This is a genomic window from Allobosea sp. NPDC003192 (genome assembly GCF_050275675.1).
Lineage (GTDB): Bacteria > Pseudomonadota > Alphaproteobacteria > Rhizobiales > Beijerinckiaceae > Allobosea.
Genome location: NZ_JBNNPK010000003.1, coordinates 303248 through 327583, shown reverse-complemented (window position 1 = coordinate 327583; position 24336 = coordinate 303248). Strand labels below are relative to the sequence as shown.

General features: G+C 67.7%; 26 protein-coding genes. 11 read left to right on the top strand and 15 right to left on the bottom strand.

What is annotated here, in order from left to right:
* Positions 1 to 3 precede the first annotated feature (3 nt).
* From ACQKLX_RS06760 to ACQKLX_RS06745, 4 genes are all read left to right on the top strand, one after another.
* A complete protein-coding gene (locus tag ACQKLX_RS06760; RefSeq protein ID WP_427360639.1) occupies positions 4 to 1416 on the top strand; it encodes an FAD-binding oxidoreductase in 1413 nt (470 codons plus the stop codon).
* Between the two features lie 316 nt (positions 1417 to 1732).
* Complete coding sequence (exbB, locus tag ACQKLX_RS06755) at positions 1733 to 2779, top strand: tonB-system energizer ExbB (RefSeq protein WP_427360682.1); 1047 nt, start codon at positions 1733 to 1735, stop codon at positions 2777 to 2779.
* Between the two features lie 3 nt (positions 2780 to 2782).
* On the top strand, positions 2783 to 3235 hold the full coding sequence (exbD, locus tag ACQKLX_RS06750) for a TonB system transport protein ExbD (RefSeq protein ID WP_427360638.1): 453 nt from the start codon (positions 2783 to 2785) through the stop codon (positions 3233 to 3235).
* A complete protein-coding gene (locus ACQKLX_RS06745) occupies positions 3232 to 4095 on the top strand; it encodes an energy transducer TonB (protein ID WP_427360636.1) in 864 nt (287 codons plus the stop codon). The genes exbD and ACQKLX_RS06745 overlap by 4 nt, the downstream gene beginning before the upstream one ends.
* A gap of 3 nt (positions 4096 to 4098) precedes the next feature.
* Here the strand turns inward: ACQKLX_RS06745 and ACQKLX_RS06740 are convergent, their stop codons facing one another.
* From ACQKLX_RS06740 to ACQKLX_RS06675, 14 genes are all read right to left on the bottom strand, one after another.
* Entirely contained in the window at positions 4099 to 5397 is a 1299-nt protein-coding gene (locus ACQKLX_RS06740) for an alpha/beta hydrolase (protein WP_427360634.1), read from the bottom strand.
* Between the two features lie 85 nt (positions 5398 to 5482).
* Positions 5483 to 6250, bottom strand: coding sequence for an SDR family NAD(P)-dependent oxidoreductase (locus ACQKLX_RS06735; protein WP_427360632.1), 768 nt, complete (start codon positions 6248 to 6250; stop codon positions 5483 to 5485).
* 109 nt (positions 6251 to 6359) lie between these two features.
* On the bottom strand, positions 6360 to 7208 hold the full coding sequence (locus tag ACQKLX_RS06730; RefSeq protein WP_427360630.1) for a GNAT family N-acetyltransferase: 849 nt from the start codon (positions 7206 to 7208) through the stop codon (positions 6360 to 6362).
* A gap of 10 nt (positions 7209 to 7218) precedes the next feature.
* Positions 7219 to 7740 carry a hypothetical protein gene (locus ACQKLX_RS06725; RefSeq protein ID WP_427360629.1) on the bottom strand — a complete coding sequence of 174 codons (522 nt, stop codon included), beginning with the start codon at positions 7738 to 7740 and terminating at the stop codon, positions 7219 to 7221.
* A gap of 12 nt (positions 7741 to 7752) precedes the next feature.
* On the bottom strand, positions 7753 to 8682 hold the full coding sequence (locus ACQKLX_RS06720) for a nucleoside hydrolase (protein WP_427360627.1): 930 nt from the start codon (positions 8680 to 8682) through the stop codon (positions 7753 to 7755).
* A 1-nt stretch (position 8683) separates the two neighbouring features.
* The gene (locus ACQKLX_RS06715) at positions 8684 to 9445 is read right to left on the bottom strand and encodes an ATP-binding cassette domain-containing protein (RefSeq protein ID WP_427360625.1); all 762 of its coding nucleotides are present in this window, start codon (positions 9443 to 9445) and stop codon (positions 8684 to 8686) included.
* A 184-nt stretch (positions 9446 to 9629) separates the two neighbouring features.
* Entirely contained in the window at positions 9630 to 10571 is a 942-nt protein-coding gene (locus ACQKLX_RS06710) for a sugar ABC transporter substrate-binding protein (protein WP_427360624.1), read from the bottom strand.
* A gap of 33 nt (positions 10572 to 10604) precedes the next feature.
* Positions 10605 to 11546 carry an ABC transporter permease gene (locus ACQKLX_RS06705; protein WP_427360622.1) on the bottom strand — a complete coding sequence of 314 codons (942 nt, stop codon included), beginning with the start codon at positions 11544 to 11546 and terminating at the stop codon, positions 10605 to 10607.
* A 2-nt stretch (positions 11547 to 11548) separates the two neighbouring features.
* Positions 11549 to 12328, bottom strand: coding sequence for an SDR family NAD(P)-dependent oxidoreductase (locus ACQKLX_RS06700; protein ID WP_427360620.1), 780 nt, complete (start codon positions 12326 to 12328; stop codon positions 11549 to 11551).
* 121 nt (positions 12329 to 12449) lie between these two features.
* A complete protein-coding gene (locus tag ACQKLX_RS06695; protein ID WP_427360618.1) occupies positions 12450 to 13994 on the bottom strand; it encodes a xylulokinase in 1545 nt (514 codons plus the stop codon).
* A gap of 31 nt (positions 13995 to 14025) precedes the next feature.
* Positions 14026 to 15327 (bottom strand): NAD(P)/FAD-dependent oxidoreductase, encoded by a 1302-nt coding sequence (locus ACQKLX_RS06690; RefSeq protein WP_427360617.1) that lies wholly within the window; start codon positions 15325 to 15327, stop codon positions 14026 to 14028.
* An 11-nt stretch (positions 15328 to 15338) separates the two neighbouring features.
* Positions 15339 to 16070 (bottom strand): amino acid ABC transporter ATP-binding protein, encoded by a 732-nt coding sequence (locus ACQKLX_RS06685; RefSeq protein ID WP_427360615.1) that lies wholly within the window; start codon positions 16068 to 16070, stop codon positions 15339 to 15341.
* Positions 16067 to 16729, bottom strand: a complete 663-nt coding sequence (locus tag ACQKLX_RS06680) for an amino acid ABC transporter permease (RefSeq protein WP_427360613.1) — start codon at positions 16727 to 16729, stop codon at positions 16067 to 16069. Before ACQKLX_RS06680 ends, ACQKLX_RS06685 begins: the two co-directional genes overlap by 4 nt.
* Positions 16730 to 16821: 92 nt before the next feature.
* Entirely contained in the window at positions 16822 to 17577 is a 756-nt protein-coding gene (locus ACQKLX_RS06675) for a substrate-binding periplasmic protein (protein ID WP_427360611.1), read from the bottom strand.
* A 136-nt stretch (positions 17578 to 17713) separates the two neighbouring features.
* Between ACQKLX_RS06675 and ACQKLX_RS06670 the strand changes: the two genes are divergently transcribed.
* From ACQKLX_RS06670 to cueR, 7 genes are all read left to right on the top strand, one after another.
* Positions 17714 to 18301: a helix-turn-helix domain-containing protein gene (locus ACQKLX_RS06670; protein WP_427360610.1), complete on the top strand. Its 588-nt coding sequence runs from the start codon at positions 17714 to 17716 to the stop codon at positions 18299 to 18301.
* A 151-nt stretch (positions 18302 to 18452) separates the two neighbouring features.
* Complete coding sequence (locus ACQKLX_RS06665; RefSeq protein ID WP_427360608.1) at positions 18453 to 18626, top strand: hypothetical protein; 174 nt, start codon at positions 18453 to 18455, stop codon at positions 18624 to 18626.
* Positions 18623 to 19486, top strand: coding sequence for an alpha/beta fold hydrolase (locus ACQKLX_RS06660; RefSeq protein WP_427360606.1), 864 nt, complete (start codon positions 18623 to 18625; stop codon positions 19484 to 19486). Before ACQKLX_RS06665 ends, ACQKLX_RS06660 begins: the two co-directional genes overlap by 4 nt.
* A gap of 84 nt (positions 19487 to 19570) precedes the next feature.
* Entirely contained in the window at positions 19571 to 19960 is a 390-nt protein-coding gene (locus ACQKLX_RS06655; protein ID WP_427360605.1) for a c-type cytochrome, read from the top strand.
* A 241-nt stretch (positions 19961 to 20201) separates the two neighbouring features.
* Positions 20202 to 20666, top strand: a complete 465-nt coding sequence (locus ACQKLX_RS06650) for an NUDIX hydrolase (RefSeq protein WP_427360603.1) — start codon at positions 20202 to 20204, stop codon at positions 20664 to 20666.
* A 173-nt stretch (positions 20667 to 20839) separates the two neighbouring features.
* Positions 20840 to 23380 (top strand): heavy metal translocating P-type ATPase, encoded by a 2541-nt coding sequence (locus ACQKLX_RS06645; protein ID WP_427360601.1) that lies wholly within the window; start codon positions 20840 to 20842, stop codon positions 23378 to 23380.
* The gene (cueR, locus tag ACQKLX_RS06640; protein WP_427360600.1) at positions 23377 to 23769 is read left to right on the top strand and encodes a Cu(I)-responsive transcriptional regulator; all 393 of its coding nucleotides are present in this window, start codon (positions 23377 to 23379) and stop codon (positions 23767 to 23769) included. Before ACQKLX_RS06645 ends, cueR begins: the two co-directional genes overlap by 4 nt.
* A 90-nt stretch (positions 23770 to 23859) precedes the next feature.
* Here the strand turns inward: cueR and ACQKLX_RS06635 are convergent, their stop codons facing one another.
* A complete protein-coding gene (locus ACQKLX_RS06635; RefSeq protein WP_427360598.1) occupies positions 23860 to 24141 on the bottom strand; it encodes a hypothetical protein in 282 nt (93 codons plus the stop codon).
* Positions 24142 to 24336 lie beyond the last annotated feature (195 nt).

Genomic DNA, 24336 nt, shown 5'->3' with positions numbered 1-24336 from the left:
GCGATGAGTTCGCTCGACGACCTGCGCGCCGTGCTCGACCCCGCCGCCATCGTCACCGATCCGCAGGCGCTGGCGCCGCATCTGACCGACTGGCGCGGCAAGCATCAGGGCGCGGCGCTCGCGCTGCTCAGGCCGCGCGCTGTCGAGGAAGTCTCGGCGATCCTGCGCTGGGCAACGGCGACGCGCACGCCGGTGGTGCCGCAAGGCGGCAACACGGGACTGTCGGGCGGAGCGACGCCGGATGCTTCGGGCGCGGCCGTCGTGCTCTCGCTGGCGCGCCTGAACAAGGTCCGGGCAGTCGACAGCGCAGGCGACACCCTGACCGCCGAGGCCGGCTGCATCCTAGCCGATGTCCAGCAGGCCGCCGCCGCGCATGACCGGCTCTTTCCGCTCAGCCTCGGCAGCGAGGGCTCGTGCCAGATCGGCGGGGTGGTCGCGACCAACGCCGGCGGCATCAATGTCATCCGCTACGGCACGGTGCGCGACCTCGTGCTCGGCCTCGAATACGTTCGCGCCGACGGCGCCGTGATCCATGGGTTGAAGCCGCTGCGCAAGGACAATGCCGGCTATGCGCTGAAGGAGCTGGTGATCGGCTCGGAAGGCACGCTCGCGATCGTGAGCGCGGCGACCTTCAGGCTATTTCCAAAGCCGCGCGCGAGCGCGACGGCACTGTGCGGCCTCGCCAGCCCGGCGGATGCCTTGCGGCTGCTCGGCCTGCTGAGGCAGAGCGCCGGCGAGCGCATCTCCAGCTTCGAACTGATGTGCGACGGCGAGATGGGCCTCACGCTCGACAGCGTTCCGGGCACGGCCCTTCCCCTGGAACGACGGCACGGCTGGTATGTCTTCATCGAGCTCGGCGATAGCGATCCGGCTGGCCGGGTCGGCGAGTTGCTCACCGATGCTCTCGCCGCCGCGCTGGAACGGGGTCTGCTTCAGGATGCGACCGTCGCGCAGAGCGAGGCGCAGGCCAAGGCGATCTGGCATCTGCGCTTCGCCGTTGCCGAGGCGAACCGCCGCGCCGGCCCGAGTGTCTCGCACGACACCAGCGTCGCCACCGCCGATGTGCCCGCCTTCATTGCTGCGATCGAGACGATGGCCGCCGAGCGCTTCCCGAAGGCGCGAGCCCTCTTCGTCGGCCATGTCGGCGACGGCAATATCCACGTCATCCTGTTGTTCCCGCGGGACACGCTGGCCGAGCAGCGACACGAGCTCGGCCACGCCGTCAACGCGGCGGTCTTCGCCATCGTCAGCGATTTCGGCGGCAGTATCACCGCCGAGCATGGCATCGGCCGCAACCTGACCGGCGCGTTGGCAAAGCAGGCGCAACCCGAGGCGCTGGAGCTGATGAGAGCGGTCAAGCAGGCTTTCGACCCGCTCGGCATTCTCAATCCCGGCGTTGTCCTCGCGCAAAGGTGAAGCAGGCGAGCGCTCGGCTAAGCAATCGGAATAGTTGAACTGTTTCGAACCCAGAGCATTGGGTTCCTTAGTTTAGAATACATGTAAACTATTGTATTTGCTAACCAATTCGCTCTGGTTTAACTGCTGGGGACGATCGCGAGATTGATGTCCTCGACTGGCGCTGGCTCGCGATCGCTTGGAGCCGCTTCGACGAACGTGGCTTCGTTTTGAAAAGCGCTCCCACCAAGGAGGGGCGCCGCAAGACCACGGACCCAATTCGATGCAGCGTTTGATCGGCACAGTCCTGCTCGCGACGGCCATTGTCGCCACGCCCATGGCGGGCTTCGTCGCCCTGGCCCAGACCGCCCCGGCCGAAACGGCCCCGGTGCAGCAGCAGCCGAGTCCTTCCGGTGCGCATGGCGGTGTACTGCCCACGCCGACGGCCCCGAATCCCGCACCGGCAGCGACCGCACCGGCTGGCCAAGCCGCACCTGTTGCTCCGAATACCGCTGCAACGCCGAGCCAAGCCGTCCCGGTTGCCACTCCCGGTGCTGCCGCTCCGCAGACTGCTGCGCCTGCAACCGCTCCTTCCGCGTCCCCCGCGCCTGTCGCAGGGCAGGCCACCCTGCCGCACGACCTGTCTCCCTGGGGCATGTTCATGGCGGCCGACATCGTCGTGAAGGCGGTGATGCTCGGCCTCGCCTTCGCCTCGCTGGTGACCTGGACGATCTGGCTCGCCAAGGCGCTCGAGCTCGCCGCCGCCAAGGCGCGAGCCGGCCGGGCGGTGCGGCGTCTCGAGGAAGCCATCAGCCTGGACGAGGCCGCACGTGCGATCGCCGGCCGCAAGGGCCAGGCGCGCGGCACCGTGGCCGAACTGGTCGGCGCCGCCCAGAGCGAGCGCCAGCGTTCCGACGATCTCGGTGAGGACGGCATCAAGGAGCGCGCTGCGATCGCGCTGTCGCGGATCGAGGCGCGGGCTGGCCGCAATATGGCGCGCGGCACCGGCCTGCTCGCCACCATCGGCTCAACCGCCCCCTTTGTCGGCCTGTTCGGCACGGTCTGGGGCATCATGAACTCGTTCATCGGCATCAGCCAGTCGAAGACGACCAACCTTGCCGTCGTCGCCCCTGGCATCGCCGAGGCGCTGCTGGCGACCGCGATCGGCCTCGTCGCCGCGATCCCGGCCGTGATCATCTACAACGTCTTTGCCCGGGCCATCTCGGGCTACCGCGCCACGCTCTCCGACGCCTCGGGCGAGGTGCTGCGCCATCTTTCGCGCGACCTCGAGCGAGCGCGCCGCCAGGCCGCGCAGCAGGTCAGAGCCAATCTGCACGCCGTTCCGGCCCAGCCGGCTGCGATGCCGCGCGTCCCGGCGGAGTGAGCCATGGCTGTCTCGCTCAAGGAACCGCAGGACGGCGATCTCGGCGAAGTCAGCGAGATCAACGTCACGCCGTTCATCGACGTGATTCTGGTGCTGCTGATCATCTTCATGGTCGCCGCGCCGCTCTCGACCGTCGACGTCGCCGTCGACCTGCCGGTCTCGAACGCCCAGCCTCAGCCGCGACCGGACAAGCCGGTCTTCCTGACCGTGAAGCAGGACCTGTCGCTGGCGCTCGGCAACGACACCGTGCCACGCGAGCAGTTGCAGGCGACGCTCGACCAGCAGACCAATCATGATCGCGAGCAGCGCGTCTTCCTGCGCGCCGATGGGGCCGTGGCCTATCGCGAGCTGATGGAAGTGATGAACAAGCTGCGCCAGGCCGGCTATCTCAAGATCGCGCTGGTCGGCCTCGAGGATACCGGCCAAAGCGCGGCACAGGGAGCAGGCAAGCCGTGATCGCGACTGCGCCCGATCGCCGCTGGCTCGCCGCGCTGCGCTGGGGCGCAGCGGCACTGACCGTCGCGTCCCTCCATGGCGGACTCGCCTGGATCGGCGTGCACTGGCGCCCGACCGAAGCCGCGGCCGGCGCGCCGGAGCCGGCAGTGATGATCGAGCTCGCCGCGCTCTCGGTCGCGCCCGAAGCGCCGCCGGAGGAGTTGCCGGTCGCGCAGGAGCGGGCCGCACCGGAACCGCCGCCGCCCGAGCCGGTCAAGGAGGAGCTGCCTCCGCCGGAGCCCGAGCCGGAACCGCTTCCCGAGCCGACGCCGGTCGAGCAGCCGGAGATCAAGCTGCCCGAGCTGCCGCAGATTCCGAAACTCGACGCCGTGCTGCTGCCACCCCCGCCCGAGCCGAAGCAGGTGGAGAAGAAGCCGGAACCGAAGCCGAAGGTCGTCGAGAAGAAGCCCAAGCCGAAGCCCAAGGTCGTCGAGCGCAAGCCGGTCGAGCAGCGGGCCAAGGAAGCCGTGGCGCCGAAGCCCTCCGAGCAGCGCGCCTCGGCCCCGACCAGCGCGGCGCAGGGCACGGCCAGCCAGCCGACGGTTTCGACCGCCTCCTGGCGCGGCTCGCTGATCGCCCATCTCAATCGCTACAAGCGCTTCCCGGGCGGCGCGAACCCTGGGACCGTCCAGGTCGCCTTCGCGATCGACCGCAGTGGCAATGTTCTGTCCTCGCGGGTGGTCGGCTCGTCCGGCGATTCGGCACTGGATGCCGAGGCCGCGGCAATGATCCGCCGCGCCAGCCCGGTTCCGGCCCCGCCAGCGGGTGTCGGCGGCGGCGGGGCGATCTCGCTCTCGGTGCCGATCCGCTTCAGCCGATAGGGCTCAGCGCGGGGCGCCGGGATTCTGGAAGGGCGTCGTCACGGTATCGCCGACCGCCGCGCCCGTATCGTGAATGTTGTTGCCGAGATGCTCGACCCGGTCGCCGAGATTGCGCCGGGCCTGCGGATCGATGACCGCGACCGGAGCCGAGACGACGATGCCAGCGGCTGTGCCGACCGCGGCCGCAGCGCTGCCGGTCACCTCGATCAGCCGGTCGCCGAGGCCGACGCGGGAATCGGTGATCGGCTGCCCATCGACGAGGCGCGTCCCGATCAGCTTCACCACCTCGGGGCTCTCGGCGAACTTGCCGTGGTTGAGCTTGTCCCCGGTGCGCAGCTTGGTCAGGTTCAGGACCGTGATCTTGTCCTTCTCGAACTCGGTCTTGTAGGGCTCGACATCGGGATCGACGGCGCCGAGGCGGTCCTTATTGCCCCAGACCCGGCGCGAGACCGCGAGCGCGCGGTCGTCCTGCGAGACGAAGAGGGTGAATTTCGGCCGCCGTCCCGTCATTTCGGCGATCTGCGTGCGGAAGACGTCGGCATCGACATCGGGCGAGGCGAGCATGACGTTGGCGATCTTCGGCGGGATGCCCCGATTGCGCACCGCCATCTGGGTCAATGACTCCAGCGCGACCCAGTTGCCCATCGAATGGGCGAGCAGCGAGACCTCGCCGACGGCAGGGTCACGCGCCAGTTCCTGCAGCAGGTTCTCGAGCGCATTGCGCGAATAGGTCGCGCTCTCGCGGTCGTAGCCATAGGCGAAGAGCGAGCCGCGCGACGGCCAGGTGAACAGCACCGGCACGACGTTCGCGTCGGAATCGTGGACGATCTGGGCGAAGCGATAGACCGCATCCTCGAAGCGGTTGTTGAAGCCGTGGACGAAGACCATGACGCGGCGCTTCGGCACACGCGCGACGCGCTCGTGCAAGCGCGCCAGGCCTGTCCTCGCGTCGAGCTTGTCGACCTTGAGCGTGACGAAATCGGTTTCGGGATTGCCAGGCAGCCGGCTCGGCCATTGCACCTCGCCGACCTTGCGGCGAGCGTCGGGCGGCAGCGAGATCGTCATCTCGACATAAGCCGGCTTGCCGCGCTCGCCGGAGAACAGCACGCCGGCATCCGGATCGGCCGCGCGCGTGGTCGCGACCAGCATGGTAACCTTGCTGGTACCCGGCACGGTCGAGGTGACGGGCATCAGCACGCCCTTCACGTCGCCGGCGCAGCCGGCGACGAAAACCGTCGCGACCGCGACTGCACAGAGCCGCCGGATGGCGGGCATCGGCAGATCTTTGCGGCTGATCGGCATCATCGGCTATCCAGCTCCGGCACGGCGCCCAGACCATGCTGGCGCGCCGCCGTCTCCGTCAAGGACGCCGAAGCCACACTCCCGGTCAGACCATGTACTGGCCGCCATTCACCTCTATGGTCTGGCCGGTGATGTAGCCGCTCATCGCCGGGCTGGCGAGGAAGAGGAAGACGCCGACATTGTCCTGCGGCGTGCCGACGCGCTCCATCGGAACCGTCCTGCGCATCGCCTCGATCTGCTCGGCCGTGGAATAGCGCTCGTGGAACGGCGTCATGATCACGCCGGGCGAGACGCCGTTGACGCGGATGCCGAAGGGCACGAACTCCTTGGCCATGCCGCGCGTCAAATTGAGCACGAAGGCTTTCGAGCTGGCATAGAGCGAGGAGCCGGGGCCGCCGCCATTGCGCGCCGCGATCGAGCTCAGATTGATCACGCTCGCCCGGTTGCCGGACTGCTTGAGATAGGGCAGCGCCGCCTTCGAGGCCATCACCACCGAACGGACATTGAGGTCGACGACGCTGTCGAAGAACTCGTCCTCGATCTCGGCGATCGGCGTGCGCTTCACCAGCGCGCCGGCATTGTTGACGAGCACGTCGAGCCCGCCGAGCTTGTCGGCCGCCTTGTTGACGAGATCGACTGCCTGCGCGCTGTCGGCGACGTCGGCCTGCAGCACATGCGCCTCGCCGCCGGCCGCCCTGATCTCGGCGGCGACGGCATTCGCTTCGGACTCGCTCGACTTGTAGTGCACCACGACGCGCATGCCGTTCGCTGCGTAGGCCTTGGCTACAGCGGCGCCGATGCCGGTGCTGGAGCCGGTAACCAGGGCGCGCAGCCCCTTGAGATCGTCGAGCATCATTCCTCCCTTGGGATGCAGGATTAAATCGTTTCAGGAACGATCTTGCGCAAGGCGGAGCAGAAGCGCCAGCGCCGGTTCGGCAACCCCGCCATTCGCCGGGGAAGGTTCAGCCCATTGCCTGGTTGACGAGGGCAAAGCGATGCACCGGGCCGGGAGCGACCGGTGCGGCGCCGCGTTCCATCACCACGCCGGAAGCGACGAGCGGCAGGCCGCGCTCGCTGAGCCAAGCGCCGAGGCCGGTGCGGGCCGGCACGTCGATGCGCACGAAGTCACCGCGGCGGGCGGCGAGCAGCGCCGCGATCAGATTGCAGGCAGCGGCATCGTCGAGCGCCGCGACCGGGCCGATCAGCCAACCGCGGCCATGCCGGCGCAGGAAGCCGAAGCCGGCGGGCGCGCCATTGCGCTCGATCAGGATGGCATGGCCGCGCGCCAGCAGGGCTTCGAGGACGGCTGCGCGCGGCAGCCCCGTCGCCTCGCCGTCGAGCTGCGCTAGCAGCGGTAAGTCAGAGGCGGCGACCGGTCGCATGACCTCGTTCGCCGCGAGGACCGGCGCTGCCAACTCCGGCCAATCGCCCTGGTGCTGTCTGACCTCGTCGATGGCGATAAAGCCAAGGCGGGCGTAGAGCGGCTCGCCCTGCGGCGTGGCGACAAGGCCGAGCGTTCGTCCTTCCGTCGCCGCGATCAACTGTTCGGTCAGCAACTTGCCGATGCCCTGCCCCTGCTGATCGGGCAAAACGATGATCGTGCCGAGTGTGGCATGGCTCTCGCCAAAGCCCCACCAGAGCCCGACGCCGACGAGCTCGTCTTCCATCGACAAGGTGAAGCCCTGCCCCAGCGACAGCGCGAACTCCCAATCCTCGCGGCGATGCGGCCAGCCGACCGCGGCTGAAAGCCTCTGGCAGGAATCGGCATCGGCGACGCTGGTTGGGCGAAGCGTCAGCTGGAGCGGCTGCATCGGCCGATCCTCAGCGGCAGAATTCGGCACAGCCAGACTGCCAGAACGGCGCCTGCCCATCGAGATCAGGCACAGAGGGACGCGGCTTGGCACCCGGCAGATCAGACGGCACCGGTACGACCAGCTCCCACCAGCGATGGGCGCATTGCGAGCGGAAGGCCATCTGGTCGCTGATCGAGGTGTTCTCGCGGGCAAGAACCGCATCGAGCGCGTCGCAGGCCTTGCGGAGCGCGGCGTCGTTCACGTCGCCGGGCTCGTTGGCGTAATCATGGAAGGCGGCGGTGAAGGCCTCCATCTCGCGAGCGATATGCGGCCAGTCCTGGCGCCCGAGATTCCAGGCGTCCATCCATTCGCGCACCACCGTCTCGACCGCCTCGGCTTTCGGCTTGCCGGCGACCTTGCGAGCTGTGGTCAGCATATGGCGCATCAGTTCGGCGCGGGCATGGAGCTGGCGGGCGGCGAGCGCGGCCGTCTGCATCGCCAGAATCGCGCGCTCGGCCTCGAGCTGCAGCTCTTCGACGAAATGGGCCATATCCTTCTCCACTCAAGGCAACGTCGCAAGCCGGTCGAACAGGCGCTGGAACAGCGCCTCCGCCTCGACGCTCGCGACGACATGGGCATTGGCCGGCCGCTTGAGCCGGCCGTTCCAGTCGATCGTGGTGCGGCCCCGCAAGGGGCCGTCCCCAGTCTCGACCTCGACACAACAGTCGCGCCCCGAAAAGAGTTCCGGCCAGAGCAGGAAGGCGATCACGCAGGGGTCGTGCATCGGATGGCCGGCAGTGCCGAGCCCGCCGGGGCGCGGGCGCGTCAGCATGCCATGCACCGCCCTGCCGGCCGCATTGCCGAAAGTGAGCAGGCGCGCGACCTGCTCGTGCGAGGCGATCGCCTGATGGGTGACGCCGAGGCCGAACATCACGATCGGCCGGCCGCAGCCCAAGACGATCGCGGCGGCGTGCGGGTCGACATGGACGTTGAACTCGGCCGCCGGGGTGATGTTGCCGAGCGCCAGCGCTCCACCCATCAGCACGATGCGCTTGACCTTGGGCAGCACATCCGGCGCGAGCCGGAACGCCAATGCGAGATTGGTCAGCGGCCCGAGCGGACAGAGCGTGACGCTGTCGTCCGGCGCCGCGCGCAAGGTTGCGATCAGCGCCTGGACCGCATGGATAGGCGAAGGCTCACCACGCGCCGGCGGCAGATCGGCACCGGCCAGCCCGTCCGGTCCGCAGACGAATTCGGCGGTCGAGAGCGGAAAGAGCAGCGGCCGGTCAGCCCCGGCATGGACGGGCACGTCCTCGCGCCCGCCGAGCTCACGAATGCGCAGCGCGTTGGCGGTGGTCAGCGCCAGCGGGACATTGCCGGCGACGGTGGTGATCGCCTTGAGGTCGAGCTCCGGGCTAGCGAAGGCGAGCAGCAGGGCGACCGCATCGTCCTGGCCGGGATCGGTGTCGATGACGATCGTCTCGCTAGTCATCTCAGGCGGCTCTCGCATTGCCGGCCATGATCATGTGGCTGAGATCGTCCGCGGTCAGATCGCCGAGCGGCTGGTCGACGTATTTCCGGCCGGCCCCCATGATCACGACGCGGTCGGCGAGCGCGACGACGTCGCGCATATTGTGGCTGATCAGCAGGACCGTACGGCCGTCGGCCTTGAGCTTGCGGATCAGGTCGAGGACCAGCGCTGTCTCCTTGACGCCGAGCGCCGCCGTCGGCTCGTCCATGATGATGATCTCAGCCTTCCAGCGCAGCGCGCGCGAGATCGCCACCGCCTGACGCTGGCCGCCGGAGAGCCGCTCGACCGGCCGGTCCATGTCCTCGACCGTGACCGAGAGCTGCTTCAGGAAGCCGCGCGCCTCCTGCGCCATCTTCTTCTTGTCGAGTACGCGCAGGAAAGGCAGCAACAGAGGGCGCGTCAGCTCCGAGCCCATGAAGACGTTCTGGGCGATCGAGAGCCGCGGCGCCAGAGCGAGATCCTGATAGATCGTCGCGACGCCATGGCTCAGCGCATCGTGCGGCGAGGCGAAGACGACGGTCTTCCCACGCATGCTCAAAGTCCCGGATGTCGCCTCCTCGGCGCCGGAGATCACCTTGATCAGGCTCGATTTGCCGGCGCCGTTGTCGCCGCAGATGGCGACGACCTCGCCGGCAAAGATGTCGAGATCGACCTCGCGCACCGCCACGACCGCGCCATAGGCCTTGCCGATGCCGCGCAGCGAGAGGAGGGGGGTGGCGGTCATCGGGAAGCTCTCCTTCCTTCTCCCCTCGGGGGAGAAGGTGGCAGCGCGAAGCGCTGACGGATGAGGGAAGTCAGGCGCGACCCGATTACCATCGTACCCAGTCGTACTGCCCTCATCCGTCTGCTTCGCAGACACCTTCTCCCCCGAGGGGAGAAGGAGCGCGCGCTTGGCTGGGGCGACAGTTTCACTTCAGGAACTGCTGGACGTTGTTCTTGTCGACCAGCACGGCGTCGGTGAAGAGGTAGGGCCCGGCGGCGACGGTCTCCTTCGGCTTCTTGTCGACGACGATCGTCTGGATCGCGTCGACCGCCTGCTTGCCCATCTCCTCGAACGGGATCGAGACGGTCGCCATAAAGGTCGAAGCGGGATCGGCGATGCGGGCATAGGTCTCCTTGCCGCCATCGACCGAAACCAGCGGGATCTGGCCCTTCTTCACGCCTTGAGCCTGCAAGAGATCGTCGATGATGTAGGCCTGCCCATCGAATGAGGCCCAGATGCCGTTGATCTTGCCCTGATTCTGCAGCAGCAGCGCCTGCATGCCGGCGCGGACATCGTCGCGCCAGCTCTGGGTGCGGGCCATCGAGAACTTGCCGAGTTCCTTCACCGCCTGGTTCTCGGAGAGCACGTTGTCGAGCAGCTTGCCGCGGATGCGCGAGGCGACGTTGAGGTCGAAGCGGGCGGTGACGATGTTGCCCTGGTAGCCGAGCTGGCCGAGCAGGTAGAGCGCGGCCTCGGCGCCGACCTTGTACTCGTTGGTCTGGATGTCGAAGAGCGCATGCGGGCTCGAACCCGACTGCACGGTGATGACAGGGATCTTGGCGTCCTTGGCCGCCTTGAACTGGGCGTCAGCCTCGACCGGCTTGCCCATGGCGATGATGATCGCGTCGACCTTCTTGGCGATCAGCGCGTCGAACTGCTCGGCATGCTTGGGCAGCGCGCCCTCCGAGTTCAGCAGCGTGACATTCCAGCCCTTGGCCTTGGCCGCCGCGGCGGCGGCATTGGCGACGCGGGCATGCGTCTCAGACGAGAACTGGAAGCCGATGACACCGAGCTCGAAGGCCTGGGCTCCCTGCGCCATCCCGACGACGGCGGCAGCCGCCAGCAGAACCTTCCTCAAACCGACCATGACGACCTCTCCCCTCGTTGTCGTTGTGAACTCTCAGACCTTGAACGCCGCCTTCTTCATCGCGCTGGCCGAGAAGGCGACCGAGCCGATGATGATGACACCGAGAACGATGTCTTGAACGTAATAGGGCGCGCCGAGCAGCACCAAGCCGTTGCCGAGCACCTTGAGCACCAAAGCTGCGAAGACCGTGCCCGGCACGTTCGGCTTGCCCGGCTCGAACATGGTCATCCCCAGCAGCACCGCCGCAATGGCGTAGAGGAGGTAGTCGCCCGCCATGTTCGGCGCGGCCGAGGACAGATTGGCGGCGAGTAGTACGGCGGTGATCGCGGCGAGGATGCCGGAGAGCAGCAGGCCGATGCGCTTCATCTTCCCCGTCGCGATACCGGAGAGCCTGGCAGCCTCGTCGGCCTCGCCGGTCGCGACCATGTGGGCGCCGGTGCGGGTCCATTTGACCAGCCCCCAGGCGAAGAGGGTGACGCCGGCGAGCCAGAGCACGAGATTGGGGATGCCGAAGGTGTAGCCGCGCGCCAGCCCGGTGAAGCCGGTCGGCCAGCGCCCGACAAAGGCGACACCCTGCGTGATCATGAAGGCGAAGCCCTTGGCGATCGCGGCGGTACCGAGCGTCATGATCAGCGAGGGTATGCGCAGCACGGTGACGCCGTAGCCGTTGAGGCCGCCGAGCAAAGCTCCGACCGAGAGCGCCGCCAGCACCGCGACCAGCGGCGGATACTGCAGCTGCACCAGCCAGCCGCAGACGACGGCGGCGAGGCTCGCCATCTCGGCGATCGAGAGGTCGAGCTCGGCGACGGTGAACGCGAGCGCGAAGCCGAGCGCCAGGATGGCGAGGAAGCTCGTATCCTTCAGCACGTTGACGATATTCATCGTCGTCGCGAAGTTCGGCGCGAAGGCGACGAAGAAGACGATCAGGGCAAAGCCGGCGAGCGCGGTGCCGTAGCGGCCGATGATCTCGCGCATCGTCAGGCATGTCCCTTGGCGATCGCCGAGATCGGCGAGAGGATTTCGATGCCGCCGGTGACCGGGATCAGCGCTCCCGTGACGAAGGCCGCAGCCGGCGAGAGCAGGAAGGCGATGACCCCCGCGACATCCTCGGGACGGCCGAGCCGCCCGAGTGGAGTGCGTTGCGAGGCGCCCTCGACCAATGCGTTGAACTGACTGGCAAAGCCGCCGCGCACCATCGGTGTGTCGATGATCCCCGGCGCGACCGCATTGACGCGGATGCCATGGCGGCCGAGCTGCTGGGCCATGCCATAGGTCAGCGTGGCCACCCCGCCCTTGGCCGAGCCATAGGCGAGATTGGCGCCGCCATTGCTATGGGCGATCGAGGAGATGTGGACGATGGCGCCGCCCTCGCCCTGCGTGATCATCTGTTTGGCAGCGGCCTTGGAGACGCGGAAGACGGCCGAGAGGTTGATGTCGACGAGCTTGTCCCACTCCTCGTCCTCCATCTCGACCATCGGCACCGGGCGAGAGGCGCCGGCGCCGGTGACGAGATTGTCGAGCCGGCCGAAGCGCTCGACAGCGAGCTGGACCAGCGCCGCGGCGAGATCGCGGTCACGGACATCGCCGGTCATCGCGGCGACCTCGGCGCCTTCAGCCTGCAATCGGTCGGCGAGCTCGGTCAGTGGACCGGCCTCCAGCCCGGAGAGGACGAGCCTGTGCGACGGTGCCAGCGTCATCGCGAGCGAGCCGCCGATGCCGCCGGAGGCGCCGGTGATCAGGGTAACGGGCTTCGGCATCAGCCGGCCTTGCCGGCGACCGGAACGAGACGAAACGCGACGACGCGGCAGGAACGCGGCATGGACCTCTCTCTGGAGATTGGCTCCACTTGGGTAAGGCGCAAGCGCCTCAGCCGCAACGTCAATCGGCGTGCAGGTTCGCAACCGCAGACGCATGACGCGCGAGGTCAGCGAGCGGTCCGCCTGCCTGCGCGGCCACGACGAGATCACGTGAGATCGGCACCAAGGCGTCCTCGGCCCGGCGGAACAGGGCGAACAGCGCATCATAGGCCGGCCTACGCGCCGGATCAGGCTCGAAGCGGCGCGCGACCGTGACGAGCGCCTGCTGGACTTCCGCCAGCGAAGCGTAACGGCCAAGGCCGGTGAAGGCGATGATCGCCGCACCGAGCAGGCCGGGTTCCCGGGAGGCTGCGACCACGACCGGCCGCCCGCAGAGATCGGCCTTGATCTGGCTCCAGACCGGATTGGCCGCTGCACCGCCGCCGAAGCGGATCTCGGCCGCAGGGCTGCCAAGCGCAGCTTCGGCCCGTTCCAGCACGATGCGATTGAGGCAGGCGACGCCCTCCAGCACCGCGAAGGCCAGGTCGGTCGGTCCATGCCGGCGGTTCAAGCCGACGAGCGCGCCACGCAAGAACGGATCCCAGTAAGGCACGCGCTCGCCCTGGAGATAGGGCAGAAAGAGCAGCGGTTGCGGCTGGCGCGACCCTGAGAGCAGCGCGTCGATCTCCTGTCCGACGGCTGCGCCATCGCGGCCGAGCAGCGCCAGCAGCCAGGAGACGGTATCGGCGCCGGTCTGGCTGGGGCCGCCGAGCTGGAACAGGCCGCGCCAGTCGACGGTGAGCAGGCCTTCCGCCCGTGCCGGCTCGCAGCCGACGACACCGAGCACCTCGGTGGTGCCGGAGATGTTGTAGGCGAAGCCATCGCGCATGGCGCCGAGGCCGACCACAGCCGCCCAGGTGTCGTTCGAGGCGCAGAAGACGGGCTTGCCGGCGAGACGACCAAGCGGCGCGGGCAGGCCGTGCTGGACCGGGCCGACCTCGTCCCAGGGCTCGAGCATCGGCGGCAGGATCGCAGCCGGGATGCCCGCAGCCGCCAGGAGATCGCTGCCTTCATGCGAGGCTGCCGCGGCCAGCAATCGCGCCATCGAGACGGGGTCGCTCGCCCGCCGGCCGGTCAGGCGGAAGCTCAGGTAGTCCTTCGGCTCGAGCAGGCAGGCGAGTTTGCCGAAGGTGTGCGGTTCCTGCTCGCGCAGCCAAGCGAGGCGGGCGAGTGGATGAAAGGCATTGACCGCGGCGCTTTCGGGATGGGCCGGATCGAGCCTCGCCCGCAGCCGCGCCGCAAGCGCGTCGGCGCGCGTATCCTTCCAGGTCATCGCCGGACGCAGCGAATTGCCATCCCGGTCGAGCAAAACTTGCGTGCGGGTGACACCGCAGATCGCGACGGCCTTGATCGCATCGAACAGCGCCGGCACCTCTGCTGCCAGCCCAGCACAGGCTTCGACCAGCAGATCCCACCAGGCATCCGGCTCGATCTCGGAGCGACCGGCAGAATCGTCCCGGCTCGCCGGCCCGGCAATGGCGTGCTGGGCGCGGATCGCGCCGGTGTCATCGACGAGGGCGGCGCGGAAGGAGGTGCCGCCGAGATCGCAGGCGAGGACGATGCTCATGTCCTCGCCCTGCGTCAGGAACGGACGCCGGTCAAGCCGCCCGGTCCTTCATGCCGCCATCGGTCAGGCGGTACCAGGCGATGATGGCGGAGACATAGAGCTCGTTCAGCGCATGCAGCGGCAAGGGCGCGATGGAGGTCACCGGGAAAGGCAGGCTCGCTCTGTCGCCGGTCGAGAGATACTGCGCCATCGCCCTGCCCATCGCGGTCTGCAGGCCAACGCCGCGGCCCATGCAGCCGATATCGACCAGCAGGCCGGGTTCCGGCTCGTGCAGATGCGGCAGGAAATCGCGGGTGAGCGCAACGCGGCCGCACCAGCGATAGTCGAAGCGCAGGCCCTTTGCCTGCGGATACATCTTGCCGACGACGCGCTCCAAATGAGCCCAGTCGGCGTCCCCCTGCGGCTCGCGGAAAGGGCCGCGTCCGCCCATCAGCAGGCGATTTGTGTGGTCCTTGCGGAAGTAGAGCAGAAGCTGACGGGTGTCGGAGGTGACCTGCCCTTCCGGCAGGATCGTGCCGGCGAGATTGTCGGAAAGCGGCTCGGTCGCGACGATGAAGGAATTCGGCCGGATCACCGTCTGGCGCAATTTCGGGATCAGGTCGCCGGTATAGCCATTGGTCGCGATCACCACGCGCGGCGTGGTGACGCTGGCGCCCTGCGCGGTGCGCACGACCCAGTTGCCGCCATCGCGGCGCAAGCCAGTGACTGCGCTCTGGCCATGGATCACAGCGCCCGCCTTCTGCGCGGCACGGGCGAGACCGCGGGCATAGGCGAGCGGCTGGACGCCGCCGCCACGCGGATCGAGCCAGCCGCCGAGATAGCGATCGGTGCCGAGCAGGCGGCCGACGTCATCGGCATCCAGGAAGCGCGCGGCGACGCCACGCATACCCCACTGCTCGGCCCGGCGCTTGACCGTCTCGACCATGGCCGGCGTATGCGCGCCCTGGATCCAGCCGGCGCGGCGATACGGCACGTCCATGCCGTGCTTCTCGATCAGCCCGAAGACGAGATCGGCGGTCGAGCCGACGAAGGAGACCAAGGCTGCGCCGGCCTCGGCCCCGTATTTGGAGACGATCTCGCTGGGATCGTATTTGATGCCGGAAATGACCTGCCCGCCATTGCGGCCCGAGGCGCCCCAGCCCGGCTCGCGTGCCTCCAGCACGACGACGGAGACGCCTGCCTCGGCGAGATGAAGTGCGGTCGAGAGGCCGGCATAGCCGGCGCCGACGATGCAGACATCTGCTTTCACATCGCCCGCGAGCGGCGGCGTCTGTGCAGCCGCCGGGGCGGTGGCGTGCCAGAGCGAAGGCTGCAGCGGGAAGGGTTCGGCCATCTCGGTATCCCTCAGATCGGCTTGAGCACGCGGCGCAGGAAGTCCTGCGTGCGTGGGTTACGCGGCGCGCTCAGGACCTCGCGGGCGGCGCCTTCCTCGACGATGACGCCGCCATCGAGGAAGAGGACGCGGTCGGCGACCTCGCGGGCGAAACCCATCTCATGGGTGACGACCAGCATGGTCATGCCCTCCTCGGCGAGGCTCTTCATCACGCCGAGCACCTCGCCGACCAGCTCGGGATCGAGCGCCGAGGTAGGCTCGTCGAACAGGATCGCCTTGGGCTGCATGGCGAGCGCGCGGGCGATGGCGACACGCTGCATCTGGCCGCCGGAGAGCTGAGCCGGATACGCTCCGAACTTGTCGGCGAGGCCGACGCGGGCGAGCAGCTCGCGCCCGCGCTCCAGTGCCTGGGCGGCCGGCTCGTTCTTCACGTGGATCGGCCCTTCGACGACGTTCTCTAGGGCCGTCCGGTGCGGGAAGAGATTGAAGCGCTGGAACACCATCGCCATGGCAGTACGGATGCCGACGATCGAGCGGTCGGCGCGATCGACCTTGGCGCCGTCGATCTGAATCGAGCCGCCATCATAGGATTCGAGCCCGTTGATGCAGCGCAGGATGGTCGACTTGCCGGAGCCGGACGGGCCGATCAGGCAGACGACCTCGCCGCGCTCGACGCTGCCGGTGATGCCCTTCAGCACCTGATGGGCGCCGAAGCTCTTGGTGACGCTGGAGAGCTCGATCATCGCCTGGCTCCCTTGCCGAAGCGGCGTTCCAGCCAGCCGACGAAGGCGATCAGCGGCAGGCTCATCGAGAGATAGAGCAGCGCGACCAGCGTGTAGACCGTCATGTTCTTGAAGGTCGAGGACGCCAGCAGCGAACCCTGCAGTGTCAGCTCCGCGACAGTAATGGTCGAGGCTTGCGAGGAATCCTTCAGCATCATGATCATGATGTTGCCGTAGGGCGGCAGGATCACCTTGATCGCCTGAGGCAGGATCACCCGGCGCATCATCAGGAACCAGCCCATGCCGATCGACTCGGCCGCCTCGACCTGGCCGTGGTCGATCGCCTCGATGCCGGCGCGGAAATTCTCGGCCTGATAGGCGGAATAGGCGATGCCGAGGCCCAGGATCGCCGCCTGCAGCGCGCTCAGCGCGAGGCCGAACTCCGGGAAAACGAAGTAGATGTAGAACAGCTGCACCAGGATCGGGATGCCGCGCAGCGTGTTGACCACCAGCTTGGCGATGAAAGCGAGCCAGGCCACGCCCGAAACGCGCATCAGCGCCCAGACGAGGCCGAGCACGGTTGAGAGCGCCAGCGAGCCGAGCGTCACGAGGATGGTGAACTTCAGTCCCTGCAGCAGCAGCGGCAGAAACTGGGCGGCATCGCGCAGAAAGGATTGCATCGCAGGTCAGCTTCGACGGGGTGATCGCGAAGGCGCCGCTGGCTTTGCCCGCCGACTGGCGGCGGTGCGAAGCCGGCGCGCCGCGGGAATGCCTATTCCAGGCCCCACTTCGCCAGGATCTTGTCGAGCGTTCCGTCGGCCTTGACCTTGGCGAGACCGGCATTGACCTTCTTCAGCAGCTCGCCGTCGCTCTTGCGCACGCCGATGCCGACCGAGCCGGTGATGATGGGCTTGTAGGACTTGACCAGCCGGACATTCGGGAACTGTCCCTGCTTCAAGGTGTAGGCCATGATCGGCGCGTCGGCGAAGGCGGCCTGGACGCGGCCGGCATTGACGTCGGCGAGGATGTCCGGCGAGGTCTTGTAGAGCTTCACCTCGGGGAACAGGCCGGTCTTCTGCAGCGCCTCGACATAGGCGGTGCCGATCTGGGCGCCGACCGTGTAGCCCTTCATGTCGGCGAGCTCGACATAATCCTTCTTGTCCGAGGCCGGGACCAGCAGGCCCTCGCCATAGGTGTAGATCGGGTCGGAGAAGTCGATCACCTCCTTGCGAGCCGGGGTGATGTACATAGCCGCCGAGATCAGATCGATCTTGTTCGAGGTGAGCGAGGCGACCAGCGTCGAGAACTGCATGCCCTCGACCTCGACCTTGAGGTCAGAAGCTGCGGCGATCGCCTTGACCAGATCGACCATCACGCCTTCGATCGTGTTGGTCTTGGTGTCGAGGAAGGTGAACGGCATGCCGGTCGGCGTCGAACCGACCTTGAGAACGGACTGGGCGGCGGTCGGCGAGACGGACGCGGCGACGGCGCCTCCGGCCAGCAGGGTCAGGAAGGTCCGGCGTTCCATGGCTATGTCCCCTCATTTGTCCGTGCGCCCGGTGAGGCGCCAGCTCGCATTTTCATGAACATGAAGATACGAGCATAGGACGATCTTGCCGGCAAGCGATTTTCATGCACATGAAAATAGCAAAGAAGGAATCGCGATGAGCCTGCCTGCCGCCGACCTGCCGCATCTGCATGTCGACCGCGAGATCGGGGCGCGGCTGCGCCAGCTCAGGCGGGCGCGCCGGCTGTCGCTGGAGGAACTTGCCAGTCGCACCGGGCTGTCGATCGGCTTTCTCAGCCAGATCGAGCGCGGCCTGTCTTCGCCGACGCTGCGCGTGCTCGCCGCCGTCGCCGACGCGCTCGGCACCGCGATCTCGGATCTTTTCCCCGCCGATGTGCGTCAGATCGATCCGACCGCTACGATCGTGCGCCAGGCCGATCGCGGCGAATTGCAGCTCTGGCGCTCCGGCATCCGCAAGCAATTGCTCACTCCGCAGGCAGAGGGCGCCAAGCTCAACCTCTTCATCGTCGAGATGGAGCCGGGCGCCAGCACCGGCGACGAGCATTACATCCATCATGGCGAGGAAGCCGGCCTGGTGCTCAGCGGCACCATGCTGCTCAATGTCGAGAACGAGAGCTGGGTCATGCGCGAGGGCGACAGCTTCCGCTTCCTCTCCTCGCGACCGCATCGCTTCGCCAATGGCGACGAGGGCGTCACCCGCGTGCTCTGGGTCAACTGCCTGTAGCTGGCATCGACCTGCGTCAGACGCATAACAAAGCCCTTTTCAGACAGCTCGATCTGCGTCTAAGCCAATGCCGCCATGAAGAAAGGCGGCTGGACAACGCCGTGCCTCCCGGCACGATCAGTCGCATTGGGGAAACGCAAGGGAGGTCGGCATGGCAGGGCAAGCCGCCAGCAGGATCATCCTGTTCGGCTCCGAATGCGGGCCGCAGCGACTCATCACTCCTGTGATCCAGATCAAGGCGCCGGCTGCAGGCGCGCTGAACGATCCCGCTTTCGGCTCCCGACAATCAGCCAGCCCCACCGCGCAAGAGGACAAGCAATCATGACACAAGCGCGACGGCACCCGCAGGATGCTCCCGACGGAACCGGCGCCAACCCGGTTGAAGTCAGTGGCGAGTTCCAGGTGAAGCTGCCCGACGGCGCCGTTTTGCGCGCATTCTCGCAGGGGCAGGGCCGGCCGCTGCTGCTGGTCAGTGGGCTCGCCGGCAGTGCCGCCTTCTGGGACGACAACGCCGCGACACTCGCCCGGTCCTTCCGGGTGCTGCGTTTCGATCAGCGTGGTATCGGAGCCAGCGACCGCGGCAACGCCCCCTGCACGATCGAGCAGTTGGCCAAGGACTGTCTCGCCGTGCTCGACGCAGCGGACATCGAGCGCGCCACGGTCCTCGGACACTCGACCGGCGGCTGCATCGGCCTGGCGCTCGCACGCCAGGTGCCGGCCCGGCTCGACGGGCTGATCCTCAGCGGCAGCTGGCTGAAGCAGAACCGCTACATGGCCGCTCTGTTCGAGACCCGCCTCGCGATTCTGGACCAGCATCCACGCGCCTACGCCGCGACCGCAGCGCTGATGGCCTATCCGCCGACCTGGCTCGAGGCGCATTGGAGCGTCTACGAGACCGCGGTCGCGGCCGCGCCGGACACGCCGGAGGCCAAGCAGGTGGTACGCGAGCGCATCGACGCGCTGCGCGCCTTCGACGCCTCGGCCTGGGCGGGAGAACTCGTCCCGCCAACCCTGATCCTCGGCGCGCGTGACGACATGATCGTCCCCGCCTTTCTGCAGGAAGAGCTCGCGGCCGCCATGCCCGGTGCGCGCAAGACGCTGCTCGATACAGGCGGGCACTTCTTCCCGATCTCCCGCCCCGACGCGTTCACCGCGAATGTGGCTGAATGGATCGGGGCCCTGTAGCGGCGGCCGCGACGAACTGCCCTGTATTCAAAGAAGCAGGCTGCGCTATCTCAGAAGGAGTCTAAGCTGAGGAGAGACGACCCGATGAGACTGATCGCCAGCGCCGCCCTGCTTGCCCTCGCCACGATGGCCACCTCCCCCGCTTCAGCGCAGGACGTCTCGGCGGGCGAGCGCTCCTGGAACAAGTGCCGGGCCTGCCACCAGATCGGCGAGGGCGCCAAGAACCTGGTCGGCCCGCAGCTCAACGGGCTGTTCGGCCGGCACACCGGCGCGGTCGAGGGCTACAGCTACTCGACCGCCAACAAGGGCGCCAACATCACCTGGGACGAGGCGGTCTTCGCCGAATACATCAAGGATCCCAAGGCCAAGATTCCCGGCACCAAGATGGTCTTCGCCGGCATCAAGAACGACAAGGAAATCGCGGACCTCACCGCCTTCCTCAAGCAGTTCGACAAGGACGGCAAGAAGCTCTGAGATCGGCGCCGGACGCACCGCCTCCGGGTTCCTGAAGCGGGCAGCCGGCTGAACGATGCCGGGGCCGCCCCGCAATTGTCCCGGCTCACCACCTCGACGACGGCGCAGAAAAAGCAGGGGCTCGCTCGGGATATCTCCACGCGGGCCGGGCCTTCCTGTGCGCTGCCGAAAAGCATTGCCGGCTACAAATTTAACTGGCGGCCAGCCCCCCGAATCACCATATGCTGCCGCCGGAGGGCGCATGGGGAAGTCGGCAAGGGCAGCAAAGGCGGACGCCGCCAAGCGAGCGGGCGAGCCAAAGGTTCAGATCGGTGCGATCCCGTATCGGCATCGGCCGGATGGTGCTGTCGAGATCATGCTGGTGACGACTCGCGAGACACAGCGCTGGATCGTGCCGAAAGGCTGGCCGATCCGCGGCCTGAAGGGCCATGAAGCCGCCGCGCGCGAAGCCATGGAAGAAGCGGGCCTGCTCGGTGAGATCGGCAAGAAGCCGGTCGGCCGCTACATCTACTGGAAGCGGCGCACGCGCGACTTCGTGCTGTGCAAGGTCAGGCTCTATCTGCTCGTGGTCAAGGACCAGCTCCCGAGCTGGCCCGAGCAGGATCAGCGCCGCAGTCAATGGTTCACCCAAGCTGACGCGGCCGATCTCGTCGATGAGCCGGCGCTCGGCGCGATCCTGCGCGGCCTCAAGCTCGACAAGGCCTGAACCAGGGCTCCCCCGACGAGCCGAGCATCGCGCCCAGCAGATCGACCAGACCCGATGGGCGGCACTCATCAGCGGCTGGCGGCAGCACCAAGACCATCGAAAAACAGGCGCTTGACCTTCCCATAATGGGAAGGTGTAGCCATCTTCCAACGAGAGAAGGAAGGTGGTGCGTCATGACGATGCATGCGAAGCATGAAGCACCTGCGAACGGGCCGAGCGTGATCGACATTCCGGTCGACGGGATGACCTGCGCGTCCTGCGTAGGACGGGTGGAGAAGGCGATTTCGGCTGTTCCGGGCGTCAGCAAGGCCGAGGTCAATCTCGCGACCGGCAAGGCGCGGGTGACACTGGCGGGGGCGCAGGCCAGCGCTGTGGCCGAAGCGATCCGCGGTGCCGGCTACGAACCGACCGCAACGGAGATATCGCTGGCGATCTCCGGCATGACCTGCGCGTCCTGCGTCGGCCGGGTCGAGAAGGCGCTGCGCGCCGTGCCAGGCGTGCTGAGCGCGGAGGTCAATCTCGCGACCGAGCGAGCCACGGTCCGGACCGCCGATGCCGGCATCACGCCGGCGCTGGTCGCAGCCGTCTCCGTCGCCGGCTACGAAGCCAGGACCATCGACGAAGGACGCAGCGAGGATGGCGATGCTGCCGCCCGCCGCCAGGCGGAACAGAGCGCGCTCGGCCGCGCGGTCGTCGTCGCTGCGCTGGCGACGCTGCCGCTGATGATCCTCGAAATGGGGCCGCATCTGAGCGAGGCATTCCATCATTGGCTCTACGCCCGCATCGACGCCTTCCTGCTGAAGCTCGTCGCTTTCGGCCTCACCACCATCGTGCTGTTCGGACCGGGCCTGCGCTTCTTCCTGAAGGGCTGGCCAGCGCTGCTGCGCGGCGCGCCCGACATGAACGCGCTGGTCATGCTCGGCGCCGGCGCAGCCTATGCCTATTCGGTGGTCGCGACCTTCGCGCCGGGCTGGCTGCCAGCCGGCACCGACTACACCTATTTCGAGACCGGAGCGGTGATCGTCACGCTGATCCTGCTCGGACGCTGGTTCGAAGCCCGTGCCAAGGGCCGGACCAGCGAGGCGATCAAGCGGCTGGTCCAGCTGCAGGCGCGCTCGGCCCGCGTTCTGCGCGACGGCGTCGAGAGCGAAATCGCGATCGAGCATGTCCGGGTCGGCGATCTCGTGCTGGTCCGGCCAGGCGAGAAGATCCCGGTCGACGGCGAGGTCGTCGACGGCGCGTCCTATGTCGACGAGGCGATGGTGACCGGCGAGCCGGCCCCGGCGCACAAGAGCGCGGGCTCGGCCGTGATCGGCGGCACGATCAACCGCAACGGCGCGCTGCGCTTCCGGGCGGAGAAGGTCGGCGCCGATACCCTGCTCGCCCAGATCCTGCGCATGGTCGAGCAGGCTCAAGGAGCGAAGTTGCCGATCCAGGCGCTGGTCGACCGCGTCACCAACTGGTTCGTGCCGGCGGTGATCGCCGTCGCGCTGCTGACCTTCGCAGCCTGGCTCGCCTTCGGCCCCTCGCCCGCGCTGACCTATGCGCTGGTCAACGCCGTCGCGGTGCTGATCGTCGCCTGCCCCTGCGCCATGGGCCTGGCGACCCCGACCTCGATCATGGTCGGCACCGGCCGCGCCGCCGAGCTCGGCATCCTGTTCCGCCAGGGTGCGGCGCTGCAGGGCCTGAGCGAGGTCGCAACCATCGCCTTCGACAAGACGGGGACACTGACCAAGGGCCGGCCCGAGATGACACGCTTCGTCGCCGCCGAAGGGTTCACGGAGGACGAGGCCCTGCGCCTCGCCGCTTCGGCGGAGAGCGCGTCCGAGCACCCCTCCGCCGAGGCGATCGTCGCCGAAGCCAAGCGACGCGGCCTCGCGCTCGTGCCAGCCATCGACTTCACGGCCGAGCCCGGCCTCGGCATTTCGGCTGAGGTCGAAGGGCGAGCAGTGCTGGTCGGCTCCGCCCGACTGATGGCCGAGCGCGGTATCGCAACCATCACCTTGGCCGAGCAGGCCGCGTCCCTGGCGCGCGACGGCGAGAGCCCGCTCTATGTCGCCGTCGATGGCAGGCTCGCAGGCTTGGTCGCCGTGGCAGACCAGATCAAGCCGGGCACGCCGGCAGCGATCTCGGCGCTCAAGGCACTCGGCCTGCGCATCGTCATGGTGACCGGCGACAACCGCGCCACCGCCGAGACGATCGCGGCTCGGCTCGGCATCGACGCGGTCGAGGCCGAGGTGCTGCCGACTGACAAGGCGGCGATCGTCGAGCGGCTACAAGGCGGCAGGGCCAAGGTCGCCTTCGTCGGCGACGGCATCAACGACGCGCCCGCGCTGGCCCAGGCCGATATCGGCGTCGCCATGGGCGCCGGCACCGACATCGCGATCGAGAGCGCCGACATTGTGCTGATCTCGGGAGACCTGCGCCATGTGCCGGAGGCGATCGGCCTGTCCAAGGCGACGATGACGAACATCCGCCAGAATCTCGGCTGGGCCTTCGGCTACAACGTGCTGCTGATCCCGGTTGCGGCCGGTCTGCTCTACCCGCTCTGGGGCGTCTTGATGTCGCCGGTCTTCGCCAGCTTCGCCATGGCCTTCTCCAGTGTCAGCGTTCTGGCCAACGCACTCCGGCTGCGCCGCTTCAAGGCGCGGCAGGACACCCCGGCAACAGCGCCGGGTGCAGCGCCCGCCCCGGCTTTCGGGAGGATGGGATGAATATCGGACAAGCCGCCGAAGCCTCCGGCGTCAGCGCCAAGATGATCCGCTATTACGAGCAGATCGGCCTGATCGAGCCCCCGGCACGCTCACATTCAGGCTACCGGGTCTATGCCGAGCCGAACGTCCACACGCTGCGTTTCGTGCGCCGCGCCCGCAGCCTCGGCTTCTCGGTCGAGGAGACGGGCTCGTTGCTGGCGCTCTGGCGTGATCGTTCACGAGCGAGCGCCGACGTGAAGGCGCTGGCACTGAAGCATGTCGCGGAACTTGAGGAGAAGGCCGCAGCGCTGCAGGCGATGGCGGCGACGCTGCGCCATCTCGCCAGCCATTGCCATGGCGATCAGCGGCCGGATTGCCCGATCCTCGACAAGATCGGCTCGTCGAACTGAGCATCCCCAGCATAGGGCGCCGCAAAGCAAAACGCCGGAGACCTTTTCGGGCCTCCGGCGTTCGCAGTTATCGGAAGAATGTTGCGCCGTTCAGCGGCGCATCGCTTCGGCGAGACGCGGCGAGAAGGTGCGGGTCGGCCGGCGGACCACCACGACGGAGCGGTTCGGCGTCATCACGGTGGTGCGGTGCGCCGCCTTGCGGATCAGCGGCACGACCTCGGCGACGGGCACGCCCATCAGCTGGGCGGCGAGCTCGGCCTGCTGCTCCGGCGAATCGCTCATGCACTGCGCCGCCGTCACCGCCTCTTCGAGGGTCGGCAGCTCGACGCGCGGGCGCAGGACGCGCGGGGGAGGATTCTTGTACTCGGGCATCTCAATGGCTCCTTGGAAGCCTAAAATAACACTTATTGTGCACTGCACAAGATTACATGGATTATTCTCTGCAATGCAACAATCGCAGGGCGAGTTGGCATGCGGCTTGCGCCTTTGGAATGCCTAAAACCGACAGGAGATTGTCGCCCTCAGAGCCCGTTCCGATCGGGCTGGTCCGAGCAACCGGCTCGGCTC